This window comes from Natrononativus amylolyticus, from assembly GCF_024362525.1.
GTDB lineage: Archaea > Halobacteriota > Halobacteria > Halobacteriales > Natrialbaceae > Natrononativus > Natrononativus amylolyticus.
The window spans coordinates 2,686,067-2,704,300 of sequence record NZ_CP101458.1 but is presented as its reverse complement, the minus strand read 5'-3'; the positions used below and the strand labels follow the sequence as shown (position 1 = coordinate 2,704,300).

20 protein-coding genes are annotated in these 18,234 nt (G+C 66.2%); 14 read left to right on the top strand and 6 right to left on the bottom strand.

The window, feature by feature from the left end; all coding sequences use genetic code 11:
* Positions 1-100: 100 nt before the first annotated feature.
* Genes NMQ11_RS14065 through NMQ11_RS14050 form a run of 4 tightly spaced genes read right to left on the bottom strand, consistent with a single transcriptional unit; the run spans position 101 to position 2,741 of the window.
* On the bottom strand, positions 101-388 hold the full coding sequence (locus tag NMQ11_RS14065) for a winged helix-turn-helix domain-containing protein (RefSeq protein ID WP_255169082.1): 288 nt from the start codon (positions 386-388) through the stop codon (positions 101-103).
* Positions 389-394: 6 nt separating this feature from the next.
* Positions 395-1,018, bottom strand: coding sequence for a hypothetical protein (locus NMQ11_RS14060; RefSeq protein WP_255169081.1), 624 nt, complete (start codon positions 1,016-1,018; stop codon positions 395-397).
* Positions 1,015-1,890, bottom strand: a complete 876-nt coding sequence (locus NMQ11_RS14055) for an ABC transporter ATP-binding protein (RefSeq protein WP_255169080.1) — start codon at positions 1,888-1,890, stop codon at positions 1,015-1,017. Before NMQ11_RS14055 ends, NMQ11_RS14060 begins: the two co-directional genes overlap by 4 nt.
* Positions 1,890-2,741, bottom strand: a complete 852-nt coding sequence (locus NMQ11_RS14050) for an ABC transporter permease (RefSeq protein ID WP_255169079.1) — start codon at positions 2,739-2,741, stop codon at positions 1,890-1,892. Before NMQ11_RS14050 ends, NMQ11_RS14055 begins: the two co-directional genes overlap by 1 nt.
* Positions 2,742-2,906: 165 nt before the next feature.
* On the opposite strand from NMQ11_RS14050, the gene NMQ11_RS14045 reads away from it, so the two are divergent.
* On the top strand, positions 2,907-4,052 hold the full coding sequence (locus tag NMQ11_RS14045; RefSeq protein WP_255169078.1) for an MBL fold metallo-hydrolase: 1,146 nt from the start codon (positions 2,907-2,909) through the stop codon (positions 4,050-4,052).
* Between the two features lie 25 nt (positions 4,053-4,077).
* Here the strand turns inward: NMQ11_RS14045 and NMQ11_RS14040 are convergent, their stop codons facing one another.
* Positions 4,078-4,431: a nuclear transport factor 2 family protein gene (locus tag NMQ11_RS14040; RefSeq protein ID WP_255169077.1), complete on the bottom strand. Its 354-nt coding sequence runs from the start codon at positions 4,429-4,431 to the stop codon at positions 4,078-4,080.
* A gap of 119 nt (positions 4,432-4,550) precedes the next feature.
* On the opposite strand from NMQ11_RS14040, the gene NMQ11_RS14035 reads away from it, so the two are divergent.
* The 9 genes from NMQ11_RS14035 (at position 4,551) to NMQ11_RS13995 (ending at position 14,782) form a co-directional block, all read left to right on the top strand.
* A complete protein-coding gene (locus NMQ11_RS14035) occupies positions 4,551-6,326 on the top strand; it encodes a Rieske (2Fe-2S) protein (protein ID WP_255169076.1) in 1,776 nt (591 codons plus the stop codon).
* Positions 6,327-6,719: 393 nt separating this feature from the next.
* The gene (locus NMQ11_RS14030) at positions 6,720-7,517 is read left to right on the top strand and encodes a thioredoxin domain-containing protein (RefSeq protein WP_255169075.1); all 798 of its coding nucleotides are present in this window, start codon (positions 6,720-6,722) and stop codon (positions 7,515-7,517) included.
* A gap of 341 nt (positions 7,518-7,858) precedes the next feature.
* Positions 7,859-9,496 (top strand): ABC transporter substrate-binding protein, encoded by a 1,638-nt coding sequence (locus NMQ11_RS14025; RefSeq protein ID WP_255169074.1) that lies wholly within the window; start codon positions 7,859-7,861, stop codon positions 9,494-9,496.
* A 147-nt stretch (positions 9,497-9,643) separates the two neighbouring features.
* Positions 9,644-10,624, top strand: a complete 981-nt coding sequence (locus NMQ11_RS14020; RefSeq protein ID WP_255169073.1) for an ABC transporter permease — start codon at positions 9,644-9,646, stop codon at positions 10,622-10,624.
* Positions 10,621-11,583 carry an ABC transporter permease gene (locus NMQ11_RS14015; RefSeq protein ID WP_255169072.1) on the top strand — a complete coding sequence of 321 codons (963 nt, stop codon included), beginning with the start codon at positions 10,621-10,623 and terminating at the stop codon, positions 11,581-11,583. The genes NMQ11_RS14020 and NMQ11_RS14015 overlap by 4 nt, the downstream gene beginning before the upstream one ends.
* 31 nt (positions 11,584-11,614) lie before the next feature.
* Positions 11,615-12,670 carry an ABC transporter ATP-binding protein gene (locus NMQ11_RS14010; protein ID WP_255169071.1) on the top strand — a complete coding sequence of 352 codons (1,056 nt, stop codon included), beginning with the start codon at positions 11,615-11,617 and terminating at the stop codon, positions 12,668-12,670.
* Positions 12,670-13,989, top strand: a complete 1,320-nt coding sequence (locus NMQ11_RS14005; RefSeq protein ID WP_255169070.1) for an ABC transporter ATP-binding protein — start codon at positions 12,670-12,672, stop codon at positions 13,987-13,989. Before NMQ11_RS14010 ends, NMQ11_RS14005 begins: the two co-directional genes overlap by 1 nt.
* A gap of 70 nt (positions 13,990-14,059) precedes the next feature.
* The gene (locus tag NMQ11_RS14000; RefSeq protein ID WP_255169069.1) at positions 14,060-14,563 is read left to right on the top strand and encodes a DUF367 family protein; all 504 of its coding nucleotides are present in this window, start codon (positions 14,060-14,062) and stop codon (positions 14,561-14,563) included.
* 69 nt (positions 14,564-14,632) lie between these two features.
* On the top strand, positions 14,633-14,782 hold the full coding sequence (locus NMQ11_RS13995; protein ID WP_255169068.1) for a 50S ribosomal protein L40e: 150 nt from the start codon (positions 14,633-14,635) through the stop codon (positions 14,780-14,782).
* Between the two features lie 56 nt (positions 14,783-14,838).
* On the opposite strand, the gene NMQ11_RS13990 is transcribed toward NMQ11_RS13995, so the two are convergent.
* Positions 14,839-15,456, bottom strand: coding sequence for an MBL fold metallo-hydrolase (locus tag NMQ11_RS13990; protein ID WP_255169067.1), 618 nt, complete (start codon positions 15,454-15,456; stop codon positions 14,839-14,841).
* A 155-nt stretch (positions 15,457-15,611) separates the two neighbouring features.
* Between NMQ11_RS13990 and NMQ11_RS13985 the strand changes: the two genes are divergently transcribed.
* The 4 genes from NMQ11_RS13985 (at position 15,612) to NMQ11_RS13970 (ending at position 18,232) form a co-directional block, all read left to right on the top strand.
* Entirely contained in the window at positions 15,612-15,791 is a 180-nt protein-coding gene (locus tag NMQ11_RS13985) for a DUF5786 family protein (RefSeq protein WP_255169066.1), read from the top strand.
* Between the two features lie 4 nt (positions 15,792-15,795).
* Positions 15,796-16,368, top strand: coding sequence for an endonuclease dU (locus tag NMQ11_RS13980; RefSeq protein WP_255169065.1), 573 nt, complete (start codon positions 15,796-15,798; stop codon positions 16,366-16,368).
* Between the two features lie 68 nt (positions 16,369-16,436).
* Positions 16,437-17,051, top strand: coding sequence for a uracil-DNA glycosylase (locus tag NMQ11_RS13975; RefSeq protein ID WP_255169064.1), 615 nt, complete (start codon positions 16,437-16,439; stop codon positions 17,049-17,051).
* A gap of 197 nt (positions 17,052-17,248) precedes the next feature.
* Positions 17,249-18,232, top strand: a complete 984-nt coding sequence (locus NMQ11_RS13970; protein WP_345781444.1) for a PhnD/SsuA/transferrin family substrate-binding protein — start codon at positions 17,249-17,251, stop codon at positions 18,230-18,232.
* The last annotated feature ends 2 nt before the right edge of the window (positions 18,233-18,234 follow it).

Genomic DNA, 18,234 nt, shown 5'->3' with positions numbered 1-18,234 from the left:
TTCTGCCGGCGATCCTCGAGTGCGCGGATGCCAGACCTCGCCGCAGTGTGAGCGAGTTCAGTTGCCTTCTCCGCTCGGTTCGTGTGATATCCCGCTCGGGTTACTCGTCGAGGCCCTCGATGAGCCGCTCCAGAGTTTCGACGTGGTCCTCGAACAGCGACTCGCCGCGCTCCGTGAGCCGGTAGGTCGTCTGCGGCTTGCGGTCGACGAACCGCTTTTCGACGGCGACGCAGTTCGCGTCCTCCATCGTGCCGATGTGGCTCGCGAGGTTCCCCTCGGTGATCTCGAGTTCCTCTTTGAGTTCGGTGAAGCTCGCCTCGCCGTGGGCGTAGAGATAGGCGAATATCTGTAGCCGCGTCGGCTGGTGGACGAGTTTGTCGAACTCCATGGCCACTTACACCCTCGAGAGGACGACGTACGCGGCGATACAGTAGAGCGCGTAGGCGATTCCGAAGACGGCGAACTCCCACCCCCGGATGGCCGAGAGGTAGGGGATCACCGCCGCCAGGACGAGGATCCACGCACCGCCGAGGTAGAACGCGTAGCAGTCAGCGCGTCGGATGTCGTACGCGGCGAGCAACTGCCCGAGATAGAGGTAGGCGACCCCGAAAACGGATGCGACCACGACCAGCCAGAGCGTCAGCCGCTGGGCCGGATCGATCGCGTCGAAAAACGGGCGGATCCCGACGAGCAGCGCGCCGAACCCCGCGAACAGGACGAAGTGCCACGTCCGCCAGCTCGGCACGCCGGTCGTCGGGCGCTCGTACGCCGACAGGACGCGCCAGAGCACGAGTTGATGGGCGACGAACACGCCGACGAGCAGGGCGACGATCCACGGACTGAATCCGTCGCGGAGCCCGAGTTGCATGATCGGAAAGATGATCCCCACGCCGAGGCCCTCGACGATCCAGAACCGCCACCAGTAGGGGTGGGCCTCCCGGAGTCCCATCGCCTGCTTGATCTGGCCGAGTTCCTCCTGGAGGGCGTCCTTGTCGACGTCGTCGCCCGTCTCGCTCATCGGTCGGTCGTGTCTTCGACTCGGTTCGTGTAGTAGTTAAACAGGTCGGTGTACGTCGGCGAGACCACGGCGAGTTCGTCGATCGCCTCGAGGCCGTCCACCGTCCCGTTCGGGGATGCGAACCCGCGAACGGTCCCGTCACCGCGGAACACCGCCCCGCCGATCACGTACTCGGAGAGGATTCCGGCGTCCCCCAGCGTCGCCTCGACGACGGGCGGGACGGCGTCGAACAGCTCGTCGGCGACGCCGGTCGCGACCACCCGTCCGTCCGCGACGAACGCGAGCCGGTCCGCGATGTCGGCGTCCATCGGCTGGTGGCTCGAGAGCACGATCGTCTTCCCGGCCGCCTGCTTCTCGCGGAGCAGGGCGTGTACCTCCTGGATCGTCGGGAGGTCGAGGGCGGCCGTCGGCTCGTCGAGGAGGTAGATCGGGACGTCGATGCTCAGCGCGATCACCAGTTCGAGCTTGCGCTTCATCCCGCCGGAGTAGTCCCCGACGGATTTCTCGAGGTCGTCGGTGAGTCCGAGCACCTCGGCGTACTCGCGCCACTCGTCGGCGAACGACGGGTGGAGCCGGCTGTAGAAGCGAACGTTCTCGCGGCCGGTCAGCCGGGGGAGACACAGCGCGTCCTGGAGAAGGAAGCTCGTCCTGTCGAAGCGCTCCGTCGCCGCCGTCCCGAGGACCTCGACCGTGCCGGCCGAGGGGCGTTCGCTTCCCGCCAGACACGAGAAGAGCACCGATTTCCCGACGCCGTTGGGGCCGAGGACGGCGAGCAGTTCGCCCCGCTCGACGGTGAGCGAGGCGCCGCGAAGGACGGCCTCCCCGTCGAAGGACTTCTCGAGGTTCGACGCGACGATCGCGGGCTGGCTCATCACCACCACCCCCGCTCGTACAGGACTCTGTTGAACAGCACCGCGCCGATGGCGAGAGCGACCGCGGCGTAAATCACCAGGAGTGCGACGTACTCGGGGCCGGCCGGCGCCGCGGGTGGTGCGGCGCCGATCGCCGTCCAGTCCGCGTCCGGCACGAGGTGGTACACCAGCACGCGGGTCGGCAGGGTGTTCGGGAGGTAGTTCAGCGCGTCTCCGTCGACGAACGACATCTCCGCGACGACGCCGTTGAACCCGGTCAGGATGTAGCCGGCGATCGCTATCAGCGGCACCGCGTACTCGGCGACGCGCTCGTTCTTCGCGTAGACGACGAACGGAACGGCGACGATCATCCACACGGCGCACGTGAGCGCGAACGCCAGGACGACGACCGGAACCGACTCGAGGCCGCGGAGGCCGAACGAGCCGCCCGTCGCGGCTCCCGCGCCGAGGGTCAGCGCGAACGTCGTCGCCGCCAGCGCCAGCCCGGCGAGCATTCGACCGGAGAGCTCCGCGACCGGCGATATTGGCATCGACCGATATGCCGCGTAGCGGCGGTCCTCCAGGTCGCTCGAGAGCTGGTAGCCGAAGACGTAGAGGCAGACGTAGATCGCCCCGAAGACGCCGGTTCCGATCGCCCAGCTCGCGATCGTGGCAGGGGACATCCCGCCCCCCTGGGAGGTGTACAGCAGCTGCATTCCGGGCGCGAGCGCGACGATCGTGAGGAGCATCGTCCAGCTGTTGCCCACCTCTCGGAGGCTTCGTTCGGTAAACGCCGCGGCCTGTCGGAGGTGGACTCTCGAGGAGAGGCGCTCCGCGGAAGCGTGATCGTGTGATTCCGGTGTCGTCGCCATCGTTACCCCTCTCGGTTCGAACCGCATAATACTTTTCGATGCAAACCTACTTTGCAACACAAACCACACGTGGATCGCTCCCTGCCGACCGGCGGCGTCGGCTCTCACGGGCGCGGTTGCGACTGCAGCGCCGTCGTTTTGACCGCGGAAGCCGAAGGTCCGCCAATGGTCACTACACTCACCGCCGAGCGGCTCGCCGAACTGCAGGACGAGGGCGCGGAGTTCGCGCTGGTCGACACCCGCCCGGAAGAGAGCTTCGAGGCGTGGCACGTACAGGGCGCGCGCAACTTCCCGTTCGGTCCCGAGGAGGAGTTCGAGGAAAACGGCCAACTCGAGGAGCTGCGGGAGCTCGTCGGCGATACCGAGCGGATCGTCACCATCTGCGCGAAGGGGCTTTCGTCGGGAAACCTCGCGACCCAGCTCGAGTCCGCGACCGACGAGTTCGAAGTCCGGGCCGTCGAGGGCGGCATGAAGGGCTGGAGCGGCGTCTACGCCCACGTCGAGATAGATCTCGGAGAGGGCGTGACGGCCGTTCAGGTCCAGCGCCGGGCGAAGGGCTGTCTGGGCTACGTCGTCGGCGGAGAGACCGGCGAGGCGGTCGTCGTCGATCCCACGGAGGATCTCGAGGAGTTCGAGACCGCCGCCACCGAACACGACCTGACGATCCAGGGGGTGATCGACACGCACGTTCACGCGGACCATCTCTCGGGTAGCCGACAGCTCGCCGACGAGCTCGACGTGCCCTACTACCTGGGCGAGTGGGCCACGGAGCGCGACGTCGAGTTCGAGTACACGCCGCTCGCGCGCAACGAGGTGCTCGAGGTGGGCGACCTCGAGGTGAAGGCGCTGTACACGCCGGGACACACGAGCGAGATGATCACGCCGCTGGTCGACGACCGGGCGCTGCTCACCGCCGATACGCTGCACGTCGACTCGACGGGGCGCACGGAACTCGAGTTCAGCGAGGACGAGGGCGAGGAGGGTGCCAGAATGCTCTACGAGTCGCTCCACCGAACGATCCTCGCGGAGCCGGAGGGGCTCGTCGTCCTGCCGGGCCACGTCGAGGTCACGAGCGAGGGCGAGTTCGGCCACGGCTCGCCGGGCGAACCGATCGCGACGACGGTTCGCGACGCGCGCACGGGAATCGACCTGCTCGCCCTCGAGGAAGACGCGTTCGTCGAGCGGATGGCCGACGCGGGCGAGGAGCCGGCCAACTTCGAGGAGATTATCGAGCTCAACCGGGGCGCACGCGAGGAGCCGCCGGAGGACCGGGTCGAACTCGAGCTGGGGCCGAACAACTGTTCGGCGTAGGTTCGGCCGGCAGACGCTCTGCGATTCAACGAGTGTCGGTCTCGAGGCGGTTGATCCGGCCGTCCTCGAGCGCGAAGTGATCGGAGAACGCGAGCAGTTCCTCGCCGCCGTCGAGCAGCCGACCCCGGACGACGGCGCGGTCGCCGTCGACGACCACGCTCTCCAGTTCGTGGGTCGTTTCTCTGTTGGGCCGCTCCTCGCGCATGAACCGGACGAACGCCTCGCGCCCCTCGAGGGTCCGGTCGGGGCGGCGCTGGCGAAAGTCGGATGCGAGCAGCGACTCGAGGTTCTCGTAGGCGTGTCCGTCGAGCGCGGCGTAGTACGCCCGCACCACCGCTTCGGTTCCCGCTCCGTCGGTCGGCTCGCCGACCCCTGCCATGGGCGCTCGTTCGGAGGCGGGCGACAGAAACGCTCCGGTCTCTCCGCAAAATATATCAGATACATTTCAAAAACCGATTTCAGCGAACGGTTTTGGTGCCGGTCGCCGAACCCGTGTGTATGGCAACGACTGACGCGGAGTTCGTCGAGGCGACGCCGCTCGAGGAACTCACAGACGAGGGTCGAAAACTGCTGTCGGTGAACGGAACGGCGATCGCGCTCTTTCACCACGAGGGCGAGGTGCGGGCGGTCGACAACCGCTGTCCGCACATGGGCTTCCCGCTCGCGGAGGGCACCGTCGACGACGGTATCCTGACCTGCCACTGGCACCACGCCCGGTTCGAACTCTCCTGTGGGGACACGTTCGATCCGTGGGCTGACGACGTCCAGACCTACCCGGTCGAGGTGCGCGACGGGATCGTCTACGTGAATCCGACCCCCGAACGCGAGAAGCCGCCGGCCGAACACTGGGCCGACAGACTGGAAACGGGACTCGAGGAGAACCTGCGGCTGGTCGTCGCCAAGTCGACCATCGGGTTGCTCGACGCCGGCGTGGACTACGAGGAGCCGGTGGCGACGACGCTCGAGTTCGGCACCCGCTACCGCGAGATGGGCTGGTCGTCCGGACTGACGATTCTGGGCTGCATGGCGAACCTTATGGACGACCTCGAGCCCGAAGATCGAAAACGGGCGCTCTATACGGGCGTCCGACACGTCGCCAGCGACTGCGCCGGCGAGCCGCCGAACTTCGATCAGCCCTCCTTTTCGACGAGCGAGGTCGAGTTCGACCGGCTCAAACGGTGGTTCCGCGACTGCATCGAGGTCCGGGACAGCGACGGCGCCGAACGCTGCCTTCGGACCGCGGTCGCCGCCGGTCACGACGAGCGCGCGGTCGCCGAGATCGTCTTCGCGGCCGCGACCGACCACCCCTACCTCTCGGCGGGTCACGTCCTCGACTTTTCGAACAAGGCCTTCGAGTGTCTCGAGCACGTCGGCTGGGAGTTCGCCGACGAGACGTTGGCGAGCCTGGTCGATCAGCTCACCGACGCGACCCGCAGCGACGAACTCTCCTCGTGGCGCCAGCCGACCGACCTCGTTTCCCTGCTCGAGGACGTCTACGGCGGCGACGTCGGCGAGACGAGCGGCCTCGAGGCGCTCGCGGCCGAGGGGGGAGACCAGAGCTGGACCGCCCCCGAGGGGTTCCAGGACCTGCTGCTCTCGGACGACCCGGCGGCGATCGTCGACGGGCTGGCGACCGCCGTCGGCGAGGGCGCGACGACCGAGCAGCTCGCGGCACAGGTCGCCCGGGCCGCCGGCCGGCGCGTCGCCCAGTTCGGCACGGCCAACGAGTTCTCCGACTGGAACACGGTTCACCACACGTTCACCTACGCCAACGCGGTCCACCAGGCGAGCCGTCGAACCAACGCCGTCGAACTCTACCGGGGGGTCTTCGACGGCGCGATGAGCGTCTATCTCGACCGCTTTCTCAACACGCCGCCGGCACCGGTACCCGAACCCGGGGACAACGACACCGGCCGCGACCCGGAGCGGGTGCTCGAGGACCTCCTCGAGACGTTCGACGAGGAGGGCGGCGTCAACGAGGCGGGCCGTCTCGTCGGCGAGTTCTTCGACTGCGGCGGCGAGTCCGCCGCCCTCGAGTCGACGCTCGCCCGCGGGCTGCTCCGCGAGGACGCCGGCTTTCACACGCTCCAGAACGTCGAGGCTGCGTTCCGCCAGTCCGACCTGGCGGCCGACGACGAGGCGTTCCGGCGGCTTCCGATGATCGCGACCGCCCGTTACATGGCCGCCCACTTCCCGACCCGCCGGGAGGCCGAACAGACGTTCACCATCGCGGCCAGACTGAATCGGGGCGAGTCGATTCACGCGGGCGAGTAACTGCAACTCGAGTGACGAGTGCACATGTGCAGCCTTTATTTACCGAATTCGCCGGCTGTAGATAGTCGGACTGTTTTTCGCCGTGACTGTACCCTTTACCTGAATTTCACCCGAATTAATCACTCTTCATCTGGGCCTGAAACCCGCTAAAACGGACGATACGGGCTCTGGGCGTGGTGAAGCCGAACAAATCGACTGGACGGTCGCGCCGTTTATCTATCCCCCTTGTTCAGCGGGGAGTGCATGCGAACGAATCTGACGCGCCGTGAGTGGCTCACGGCAACCGGAAGTGCATCGCTTCTGGGTTTTGCAGGGATTGCACAGGGGCAGACTAACGCAACGGTTGCTGACGTACCGATTCCCGACGACGCTGGCGCCAGGGGCAGGCCGACGATGGGAACGGACGGCGACAACCCGACTGCGACCGTCTACGGCAACTTCAAGTGTCCGGTCACGCGCGGTTTCGTGTTCGGAAACCTCGAGGCGATCATCGAGGAGTTCGTTCTGACGGGCCAGCTCAACATCGAGTTCGCGAACCTCGCCTACCAGCAGGGTGACACCTCGAGTTACTACATCTCGAGCAGCGACCCCCGGATGGCCGCGTTCGGACGCGCCGTCTGGGACGTCGACCCCCAGAGCTACTGGGACTTCTTCGCGACGACGTTCGACGTCGCGCCCTCCGGCTGGGTCGAGTACGACGAACTCGCCGGCCTCGCGAACCAGGCGGGCGTCTCGAGCGTCGGCACGGCGGTCGACCGCGCCAGCGATGGCCAGTACGACAGTGCGGTCACCCGCGTCGCGAGCACCGCCGTCGAGGACGGCGCGTCGTTCGTTCCGATTCTCGAGCTCGGCGGCGAGTCGACCGCGCCACACCACGGCACGCAGTCGATCCTCACCTGGATCGACGCTCGCGTCGACTCGGCACCGTCCGAGCCGCCGGAGGAGCCGGAAGAGGAAGAGCCTGAGGAAGAAGAACCCGAGGAAGAGGAGCCCGAAGAGCCGGAAGAGGACGAGCCCGAGGAAGAGGAGCCCGAAGAGGAGGCGCCTGAGGAAGAAGAACCCGAGGAGGAGGCGCCCGAAGAGGACGAATCCGAGGAAGAGGCGCCTGAAGAAGAACCTGAAGAGGAGGCGCCCGAGGAAGACGACGAGGACGACGAGGACGACGACGAACCGCCGCACTGTCCGACCTGATCGCGTCGTGACTTCGCCGGTCGCGCTCACACCGTAGTCGAGCCGGTCGCCGGTAATCGACGGAATCGTGCACTTTCGCAGTTTCCGGCGATGCGGCTCGCTGTCGTGTACTGGAGTGTCGCTCGACAGCACTCGACCGAGGGGATTCGCGACCGTTCGATTTTTCGTCCGTTCGAACGGAGAGCGGGGGCTCCGGTCGCACTCGTGGGCCCCACGCTCTGTGGGGATAGACCGGGCGCCGAAACCGTCCCGAAGCCTCGAGTCGACCCCAGTCTCGTCTCCGAAATTACAGTATGGTACGTATTCGCAAGCCTTATGCCATCCGGCTCGTCAGATGAGCTATGCCTTCGAACTCACGAAGATCGTTTCTTCGGTCAATTGGGGCGGCGGGTGCGATCGGGTCGGCTGCGCTGGCGGGCTGTGTCGGGTTGGACGACACCGACGACGAGGACGTCGGTGACGCGTTCGAGGAGATCCAGTTCGTCATTCCGACCTCGGGAGCGAACCCCGACCGGAACGAGCTCGGCCACATGGTCGCGGACAACATGGAGGAAGTCGGTTTCGAGGTCGACCGCCAGGAGCGTGACTTCGATGCGCACGTCGACCAGGCCATCGTCGAACACGACTTCGACGTCTCGCTGCTGGGCTGGGGTGGCACGCCCGAGCGCATCGACCCGCACATTTTCCTCATGGACATGCACCACTCGGGGTTCACCGATCCGGGAGGCCGTAACTCGCCGGGCTACGAGAACCCCGATTACGACGAAATCGCCGAGGCGCAGGCCCAGGAGGTCGACGAGGACGCCCGACGCGACCTCGTCTTCGAGGCCCAGGAGATGCTCGCCGAGGACCAGCCCCGGTGTTACATCGCCAACGAGGGCGGTGACCACCCGTACAACGCCGAGCGCCTCGAGAGCGTAAACCCCACGCTGGGCGAGGGACTCAACGGCTTCTGGAACTTCATGGAGGCCCAGCCCGCCGACGGCGTCGATCAGGTCACGTTCGGCTACTCCGCGGACATCGGCTCGCTCAACCCGATGCAGGACCTGGCGACGCCGGACCGACAGTTCATCCGGCTCATCTACGACCAGCTGTATCGCTTCGGCGAGGAGGGTGAGCCAATCCCGTGGCTGGCCGAGGACGATCCGGAGATCGACGAGGAGGGGACGACGTTCACGGTGACGATCCGCGAGGGACACACCTTCCACGACGGCGAGGAGGTCACGATCGACGACGTGCTCTTCTCCTACGAACTCTTCGAGGAGCACTCGCCGACGTACTCGGTGTACCTCGACGCCGTCGAGGAGATGGAGACGAACGGCAACGAGATCACCTTCCACCTCAGCGAGCCGGACGCGACGTTCACGCGCAACGCCCTGGCGCAGATCTACATCTTCCCGCAGCACATCTGGGAGGACATCGACGATCCGACCGAACAGGACGACGAGGACTACGTCGGCAGCGGCCCGTTCCAGTTCGACGCCTGGGAACGCGAGCGCGAGATGCAGCTGAGCCGGTTCGACGACCACTTCGAGCCGCCGAACATCGAGCGGCTCATCCGCGTCCCCGGCGACGAGGACGCGCTCGTCGACGAGATCGAGGCCCACGAACTCGACATGCTCGGAAACGACCCGACGCCGTCGCAGGCGGACCGGATCGACGAGGATCCCGATCTGGGCCTCGCCACCTTCGAGGCGATCGGCCACGCGAAACTCGCGTACAACATGCGACGCGAGCACATGGACGACGCTCACGTGCGGCGGGCGATCTCCTACTGCGTCCCCAAGGAGGCGTTCGTCGAGGACATCCGCGGCGGCATGGGAACCGTGACCCACTCCCCCATCGCGCCGGTGCTCGAGGACTGGCACAACCCCGACGTCCGAGAGTTCACCGAGGACCTCGACGCGGCGGAGGGCGAACTCGAGGAGGGCGGATACGTGTGGGACGGCGGCGGACAGCTGCACTATCCGGCGGAGTAACGAGGCTCGACCGAGCCACCGCATGAGCCGCCGAACGCGTCGGGCGATCGAATCGGTCGACACGCCGTTTGCGGTGGCCGGTACCAACGAGACAGCTCGTCAACAGACCTGAAAAACACAACCAATGGAAGCGAGAACACACAACCGATGGGACTGAGAGAGTACGTCGTTCGACGCATCCTGCAGCTCGTGTTCACGCTGTGGGCGTTCGTCACCCTGCTCTTCGTCCTGTTCCGGATGGTTCCGGGCGATCCGACGACGCGGTTCGTCATGGAGTATCCGACGACGGAAGAGCGAGAGGCGCGGATCCAGGAGCTGGGGCTCAACGAACCGCTGTACGTCCAGTACGTCGAGTACATGAGTCAGCTGTTGCGGGGGGAGTTCGGCGATTCGACTCACTACCGCGAGCCGGTCAGGGAGCTCATCTTCCCGCTGTTTCTCAACACGGTCGTGCTCATGTTCACCGCGCTGTTGATCGCCTACACGATCGGCGTGCTGTTCGGCGCGGCGATGGGGTGGCTCCGGGGCAGTCGGTTCGAACGTGCCGGCATCATCGGCGTCCTCATGGCTCGTTCCTCGCCCGAATTTTGGGTCGGGATCATCCTCGTGACGGTCTTCGTCTTCCAGCTCGGCTGGCTGCCCCGCAGCGGGATCGGTGGCTACGGCGGCGAGTTGACGATGAACGTCATCGACCGGTACGTCAATTTCGACTTCCTGCGCCACCTGATACTGCCGGCGCTGACGGGTGCGATCGTCTACCTGGCGACGCCCGCCCTGCTGATGCGTAACACGATGCTCGAGGTTCTGAAAGCCGACTTCGTCGAGATGAAAAAGGCCGAAGGACTCCCCGAGCGGACGGTGCTCTACAAACACGCCGCTCGCAACTCGGTGCTGCCGCTCGTTACCGTCGCGGCGATCGCGACCGGCGCGGCGATGGGCGGGTCGGTCATCATCGAGACGGTCTTCAACTGGCCGGGCATCGGCCGCGAGATGGTCAACTCGGTGACCAGAAACGACTACCCGGTAGCGATGGCCGCGTTCCTCCTGATGGGGACGGCGGTGATCGTGATGAACTTCGTCGCCGACATGCTGTATCTGTACCTCGACCCGCGGGTGAAATACGAATGAGTACGCCAACAGACACGGAGGTCGAATCGGTCAGTCGACGCAGGCTCCGCTGGCAGCGCCGACTCAACGCGCTTCGCAACTGGGTCGGCGTGATGAAAGACGACCGGCTCGGGCAGGTGGGACTGGCGATCCTCGCGGCGTTCATCCTCGTCGGGATCTTCGCCCGCCCGATCACGATCGAGATCGGCCCCGCGTGGTTCCAGATCCAGCCGTTCTCGCTCGCGCCGTACGAGCCCGGCGCCCGCGTCGCCGACGAGAACCTGCAGGGGCCCACGTGGGACCACCCGCTGGGGACGACCGCGCTCGGACGCGACGTGCTCTCGCAGGTGATCGTGGGCACTCGAGTGACGCTGATCGTCGGCACCATCGCCGCGTTCATGGCGGTGTTCATCGGCGCCAACGTCGGCATCATCAGCGCCTACTACGGCGGCTGGGTCGACGACGTCCTGATGCGGATCACCGACGTCGTCTACGGCGTCCCGTTCCTGCCGTTCGCGATCGCGCTGGTGTTCATCCTCGGCGCCAGCCTGGTGAACGTCATCTTCGCGATCGTGTTGATCCTCTGGCGGGGGACCGCTCGCGTCGTCAGGTCGCAGGTGCTGAGCCACAAGCAACGCCCGTACGTCGAGAGCGCGAAGGCGATCGGTGCGAGCAACTTCCGGATCATGTACGTCCAGATCATGCCGAACGTCCTGCCGCTGATCTCGCTGTACGCCGCGTTCGCGGTCGCCTGGGCCGTGATCGCCGAGGCCAGCCTCTCGTTTCTCGGACTGGGGCCGCCGGGGATGCTCTCGTGGGGCGAGATCATCTACGACGTCCGCAGCGCCGGGGCGCTGCGCGAGGCGTGGTGGTGGGTGTTCCCGCCGGGGATCTGCATCATGCTGTTCGTGATGTCGGTGTTCTTCATCGGCCGCTCGCTAGAGAAGGTGGTCAACCCCGAACTCCGCCACACGCAATGACTCGACGGAACACAACGCGATTCGACACAACATGACGCTACTCACAATCGACGGTCTACGGATGTACTATCGTAGCGAGGACGGTTACGTCCGGGCGGCGGACGACATCAACCTCGAGCTCGAGCGGGGACGAACCCTGGGGCTCGTCGGCGAGAGCGGATCGGGGAAGACGACGATCGCACGGTCGGTCATCCGGCTGCTCCCCGACAACGCCGAGGTCATCGACGGCTCGATCGACTTCGACGGCACGGAGATTACCGAACTCTCCGAGCGGGAGCTGCGAAAGCAGATCCGGTGGCAGGAGGTCTCGATGATCCCGCAGAACGCGATGAACAGCTTCGATCCGGTGTACACCGTCGGCCAGCAGATCGTCCAGGTGATCCGCTATCACGAGGACGGCGTCTCGAAAGCCGAGGCGAAAGACCGCGCGCGAGAGCTGTTCGCCGAACTCGGGATCGACCCCGATCGGATCGACGACTACCCACACCAGTTCTCCGGCGGCATGGCCCAGCGGGCGATGATCGCCCTGGCGCTCTGTCTCGAGCCCAAGCTGGTGCTCGCCGACGAGCCGACGACCGCGCTGGACGTGGTGATTCAGGATCGCATCCTCGAGACGATCACGGAGATGCAAGCGGAGTTCGACAGCGCGATGATCCTGATCACCCACGACATCTCCGTCGTGAGCGAAACCGCGGATCGGATCGCCGTCTGTTACGGCGGCCGGATCGTCGAGCAGGCCGACGCGGCCACGATCATCAAGAACCCGCGCCATCCCTACACGCTCGGGCTGCGAAACGCGTTCCCGGACATCGGCGACTCGGACGACGAACTCATCTCGATCCCGGGAACGCCGCCCGAACTCGTCGACCCGGGGGAGGGGTGTCGGTTCGCTCCGCGGTGTCCGTTCGCCGAGGACGAGTGCTGGGACGTCACCCCCGAGCCCGAGGAGTACGACGACGGCCACGTCGTCGAGTGCCACCGGGCCGACGAGGCCGACGAACTCCGCCGCCGGGCGGACCAGAAGGAGACGTGGATGGAGATGGACGTCGGCGAACCCGAGACGCCGCTCCGGGAGGGTGACGACTGATGTCGATCGTCTCCGAAACCGAGATCCTCGACGATGAAGGCGGTGAGGCGAAGCTGAGCCTCGAGGGCGTCGACAAACACTTCCCGGTCAACCGCGGCGTACTCGCCCGGATCCTTCGCGGGGAGTCCTCCCAGTACGTCCACGCCGTCGACGACGTCACGCTCTCGATCGCCGAGGGGGAGGCGTTCGGGCTGGCCGGGGAGTCCGGCTGTGGCAAGACGACCCTCGGCAAGACGGCGATCAAGCTCATCGAACCCACCGACGGGCGGATCTACTTCGACGGCGAGGACGTCACCGACCTCTCCGGGGGCGACCTGAAGGCGTTCCGCCGCGAGGCACAGATCATCCACCAGAACCCCTACGACTCGATCAACCCCCGGTTTACGGTGTACGAATGGGTCGAAGAACCGCTCATCGTCCACGGCTTCGATTCGACCGAGGAGCGGGAGGCGCGGGTACTCGAGACCCTCGAGATGGCCGGACTCGAACCGCCGGAGGCGTACGCCAGCGAGTACCCGAGCGAGCTCAGCGGCGGCGAGCGCCAGCGAGTGGGGATCGCGCGGGCGCTGGTGCTCGAGCCGTCGTTCCTACTCGCCGACGAGCCCGCGAGCATGCTCGACGTCTCGATTCGAGCGAGCATCCTCGACGTCTTCGACCGGCTCCAGTCGGAGCTGGGGCTGACGGCGCTGTACATCAGCCACGACCTCTCGCTGCTCAAACACGTCTGCGACCGTATCGGCATCATGTACCTCGGCCAGCTCGTCGAGGTCGGGCCGGCCGACGAGATCATCGACAACCCCCAACACCCCTACACGCAGGCGCTCGTCTCGTCCGTTCCGCGGGTGAACCCCGACGCCGAGCGAGAACGGATCGAACTCGTCGGCGAGGTTCCCGACGCGATCGAGGTCCCCTCCGGCTGCCGGTTCAACCCCCGCTGTCCGGAGCTCGTCCCGCCGGAAGACGTCACGCTGGACCAGGCGACCTGGCGGTCGGTCGCCACGCTTCGAAACGACCTGCTGGAGGACGACGTGGCGTCGTACGAGGGCGACGGAACCGACCCCGCGGGAGTGCGCCGAGCGTACGACGTTCCCGCGGAGCTGTCCGACTCGCGGGTCGAGACGCTCCTGTCGGAGGCGCTGGCCGAGTACGCCTCCTCGAGCGACGACGAGGCGGTTGCTCGGCTGCGGGAGGAACTCGAGAGCCCCTGCGAGCGCGAGCCGATTCCGACCTACCAGGCGACCGACGTTCAGCGCTCGAAGTGCATCCTCCACGACCCGGACGGCCCCTATCAGGTGTCGAAGCGCGACGAAACGAACTGATCTGAGACCGACCTGTCGAGTCGGGACTCGAGACCGCGGCGTTTTTCGTCGTCGGTGATCACCCTCCGCCGTGGAGTGTCACGTCTACTACGAGGGCGACGACGATCCCAAAAAGTGTACGGCGCGACGCCTCGAGCGCTTCGACCGGGCGATACTCCACCGGTCGATGCGCCGGGTGCCGTACGGCGTCGTGCTCAACCCCCACGCCGAGCGGGCGCTGTCGCCGGCCGACGCCGAGGCGGCGCTCGACACCCTCGTCGCCCTCGACTGCTCCTGGGAGTCCGCCGAGAAGGCGGCCTTCTCGATGCCCGGCGAACACCGGGCGCTGCCCTTCCTGGTCGCCGCGAATCCCGTCAACTACGGCCGGCCGTTCCGGCTGACGACCGTCGAGGCGCTCGCCGCCGCGCTCAGTATCTTCGGCGAACGCGAGCGGGCCGAGGAGTTGCTCGAGCCGTTTCGCTGGGGCGAGACCTTCCTGACGCTCAACGAGGAACCGCTGCGCCGGTACGCCGCGTGTGCGGACTCGAGCGAGGTCGTCGCCGTCCAGAGCGAGTACCTGGCCGACGAGGAGTGACCGGCGCCCGCACGGCCGGCGGGGCCACAGATCACAGTGGTTAAATGCGCCAGCGCGTAACGAGTCGGTATGGCCAGTTTCGACGCCGCAGAGAAGCGGACCCTCGAGAAGATGATCTGTATGCGCTGTAACGCTCGCAACTCGAAAGACGCCACGCGCTGTCGCAAGTGCGGCTACAAGAACCTCCGCCCCAAGGCGAAGGAAGCCCGCGCGGCCTGATTCTCGGCGTCTTTCGGTCGTGACCGCGAGCCCGTAGCGTCGGCTCCCTCGAGTCGCTACTCGTCGGGATACTTCGGCTCCCGGCGCTCGGCGCGCTCGAGGGCCGTCTCGACGATTTCGCGCACGTCGCCGTGGAAGACGCTCCCGTGACCGGCGTACATGGACTCGACGGCGTCGGGCAGGCGCTCGAGCAACCGCTCGATGCTCTCGATGAGCGTCTCGCGGGACTGACCCGCCATATCCGTCCGGCCGAAGCTGCCGCCCTCGAAGGCGCCGTCGTCGTGGACCACGGCGTCGCCGCTGAACAGGGACGTCTCGGAGACGAACGAGACGTGGTCGTCCGCGTGTCCGGGGGTGTACACCACCTCGAACGTCTCGTCGCCGATCTCGACGGTATCGCCGTCCTCGAGGGCGTGGGTTCGCTCCGGGTGATCGGCGTAGGCGTACACCTCGGGGTCGAACGCCTCGCAGACGGCCTCGAGCTGGGCGACGTGGTCGCCGTGCTGGTGGGTAACGACGACCCGCTCGAGTTCGTCGACGTGGTCCCGAATCGCCGCGACGACGCCCTCCATCGCGCCGGCGTCGACGAGCGTCGTTCGCCCCCCCTCGACGAGGAAGGCGTTGCAGGTGAACGTCTCTGCGTCCTCGGTGACGTGGTGAACGGCGTGGCCCATGGCTACCCGCTCACCGCGCGTCGACAAAACGCTGGCGCCCCCCGCCGGTTCGACGAAACGCTGGCGGTGATGTCGCTTCTGTCCACGCCCGGTGATAATTCACCGGAGCCGATAGCCCGTACTTTTTTGCCCCTCACGGCCCTACGTGTACCCGCATGGGATTCGGAAGCTACGACGAATCCGAACAGCAGGATCTCGACGCGGATTTTGACGACGACGACGCCGTTCAGTCCGAACAGCACGCACACGTCGGCTCCTTCGAGTTCGAGAACGGCGCCTCGAGCGACGAACTGATCGACCGCCTCGAAGAGATCAAAGACGACCCCGAGTCGTAACGCGATGAAGTCCGGCGTGCGGGCGGTGGGCGTCGCGGAGTCCTACCGGGGCGATTCGAGCACCCTCGCCGGAGCGGTCGTCCGTGCTGACCGCGTCGTCGACGGACTCTCGTTTTCTTCGTGTACGGTCGGCGCCACCGACGCGACAGCCGCGGTGATCGACCTTCTCGAGGGACTCGACCGCCCCGACGTCCGCTACGTCCTCCTCGGGGCGGTCGCGCCGGCGTGGTACAACGTCCTCGATCTGGGCGCAATCTACGAGGCCGCCGATCGGCCGACCCTCGCGGTGACGTTCGAGGAAAGCGAGGGGCTCGAAGCGGGTATTCGGGAGGCGTTTTCGGGACCCGAACTCGAGGACCGCCTCGAGCGCTATCGGGCGTTGCCGCCGCGTCGTGAGCTGACCGCCGACGGCGAGCGGCTGTACGTCAGGGGCGTCGGGCTCGAGCGCCGGGAGGCCGAAACGGTCGTCCGGTCGTTCACGCCGGAGGGCGGTCGCCCGGAACCGCTCAGAGTGGCGCGACTCGCGGCGCGGGCCGGCGACGCCTACCGCCACGCTGTAGGCGGCCCCCGCGACTGAGAGGTCGAACCGGCGACCGTGCAAGTGCGACCCGAAAGAGGTAGTAACCGTCCGTCTGAGCCACGAGTATGGACGAAACTGACGCCGACGGCGAGATGGAGGGGCTCTGTGTCACCGAGTGTACGCGCTGTCCGGCGCTGGTCGACTCGCGCAGCCGAATCGTCAATGGCACCGGTCCCGCCGACGCCGACGTGCTGTTCGTCGGCGAGGGCCCGGGTGCGAACGAGGACCGAGAGGGCGAGCCGTTCGTCGGCCGCAGCGGCTCGGTGCTCGACGATCACCTGCGAACCGTCGGCTTAGAGCGCGAGGCCGTCCGGATCACCAACTGCGTGCGGTGTCGCCCGCCGGAGAACCGCGATCCGAACAAAGCCGAACTCGAGAACTGCCGGGGCTACCTCGAGCGCGAGATCGACCTCGTCGACCCCGACGTGATCGTGACGCTCGGGAAGGTGCCGAGCGAACACCTGCTGGGGCGGTCCGTCGCGGTAACGAAGGAGGCGGGCACCGTCGACGAGGTGCGAATCGAGGGGACGCCGCGGCGGGTGCTGATCTGTCTGCACCCGGCGGCGACGCTGTACGATCGGAGCCAGGAGGAGACGCTCGCGGAGACGCTGGCGACGGCCGCCGACCTCGCGGACGTCGACCCGGGGAGCGGCGGTCAGTCCCGACTCGACGGGTTCTGACCGACCGCCGGTGTATTCGTCACGGCCGATGACGTCGAAATAATGACATCCTTTGTCAAGCAAACTCGAGCAGTAACCGGTTGTTTGTGGCATTGTTTCACCAGATGGTGGGGTACTGTGGCGTTCTACCGGCTGACAATGGACTGGTATGTAGTCAACATAGAAAATCCTAAATGGGGAGCTACATAGTGTAACCCATGTCCGATCAATCACGGTGGACAAAGCGGCGGACGTTTTTGAAAGGGGCGGGTGTGGCAGCAACGGCAGCGCTCGCGGGTTGTGTGGGCGACCTTTCGGGCGAAGACGACGGAGTTCGAATGGTGCTCAACCCGGCGGAGGGTGACGTGGACATGATGGAGCAGTACGCTCCACTGTTCGACTACCTCGAAGAGGAAACGGGCGTCGAGATCGACGCAACCGAGACGGAGAGTTACACGGCGACGGTCGACGCGATCCGGAACGAGCAGACCGAACTCGCGGACATCTCGCCGACGGGTGTGATCGCGGCGCCCGACCACATGGACATTCTGGGTATCCGTGTTGCGTTCGGTGCAGACCAGTACTTCTCGTTGATCGCGACGACGCCGGACAGCGAGATTGAGGAGCTCACGGACATCGAGGGACACGACATCGCGATCGGTGACGCGCTGTCGGTGAGTGGCAGTCTGTTCCCGCTGTTCATGCTGGACGATGCGGGGCTCGATGTCGGAAACGCTCCCGATGGCGACCCGGTCGACTTCAACGCACGCCATTCGGATCACAGTACCGCGCGTGAGGAGCTGTTCCAGATGGACGAAGTCGTCGCCGCGGGTGCCGGTGCATTCTCACTGGCCCACCACATCCCGGAGGATCAGTTCTCCGATCAGTTTATGGACATCTCTGCCGAGGCGCCGAACGCCGGTACCGAAGACGACGAGCTTCGCCTAGTCGCCGAATCCGACCCGATCCCACGCGCGCCGATCGTCGCCCGAGCGGACTGGGACGACCCGGTCAAAGAAGACATCGAGGAGGCGCTTCTCAACGCGACCGAAGAGGACCTGATCGACGAGGACGCCGACGAAGACCACCAGCTGTGGTTCACTGGGCTCGAGGAGGGTTCGATCGACAACTTCCAGCCGATCGAGGACGTGATGGACGCGCTCGATCTCGAGTTCGCCGACCTCGCGGAAGAAGACGAGTAGGC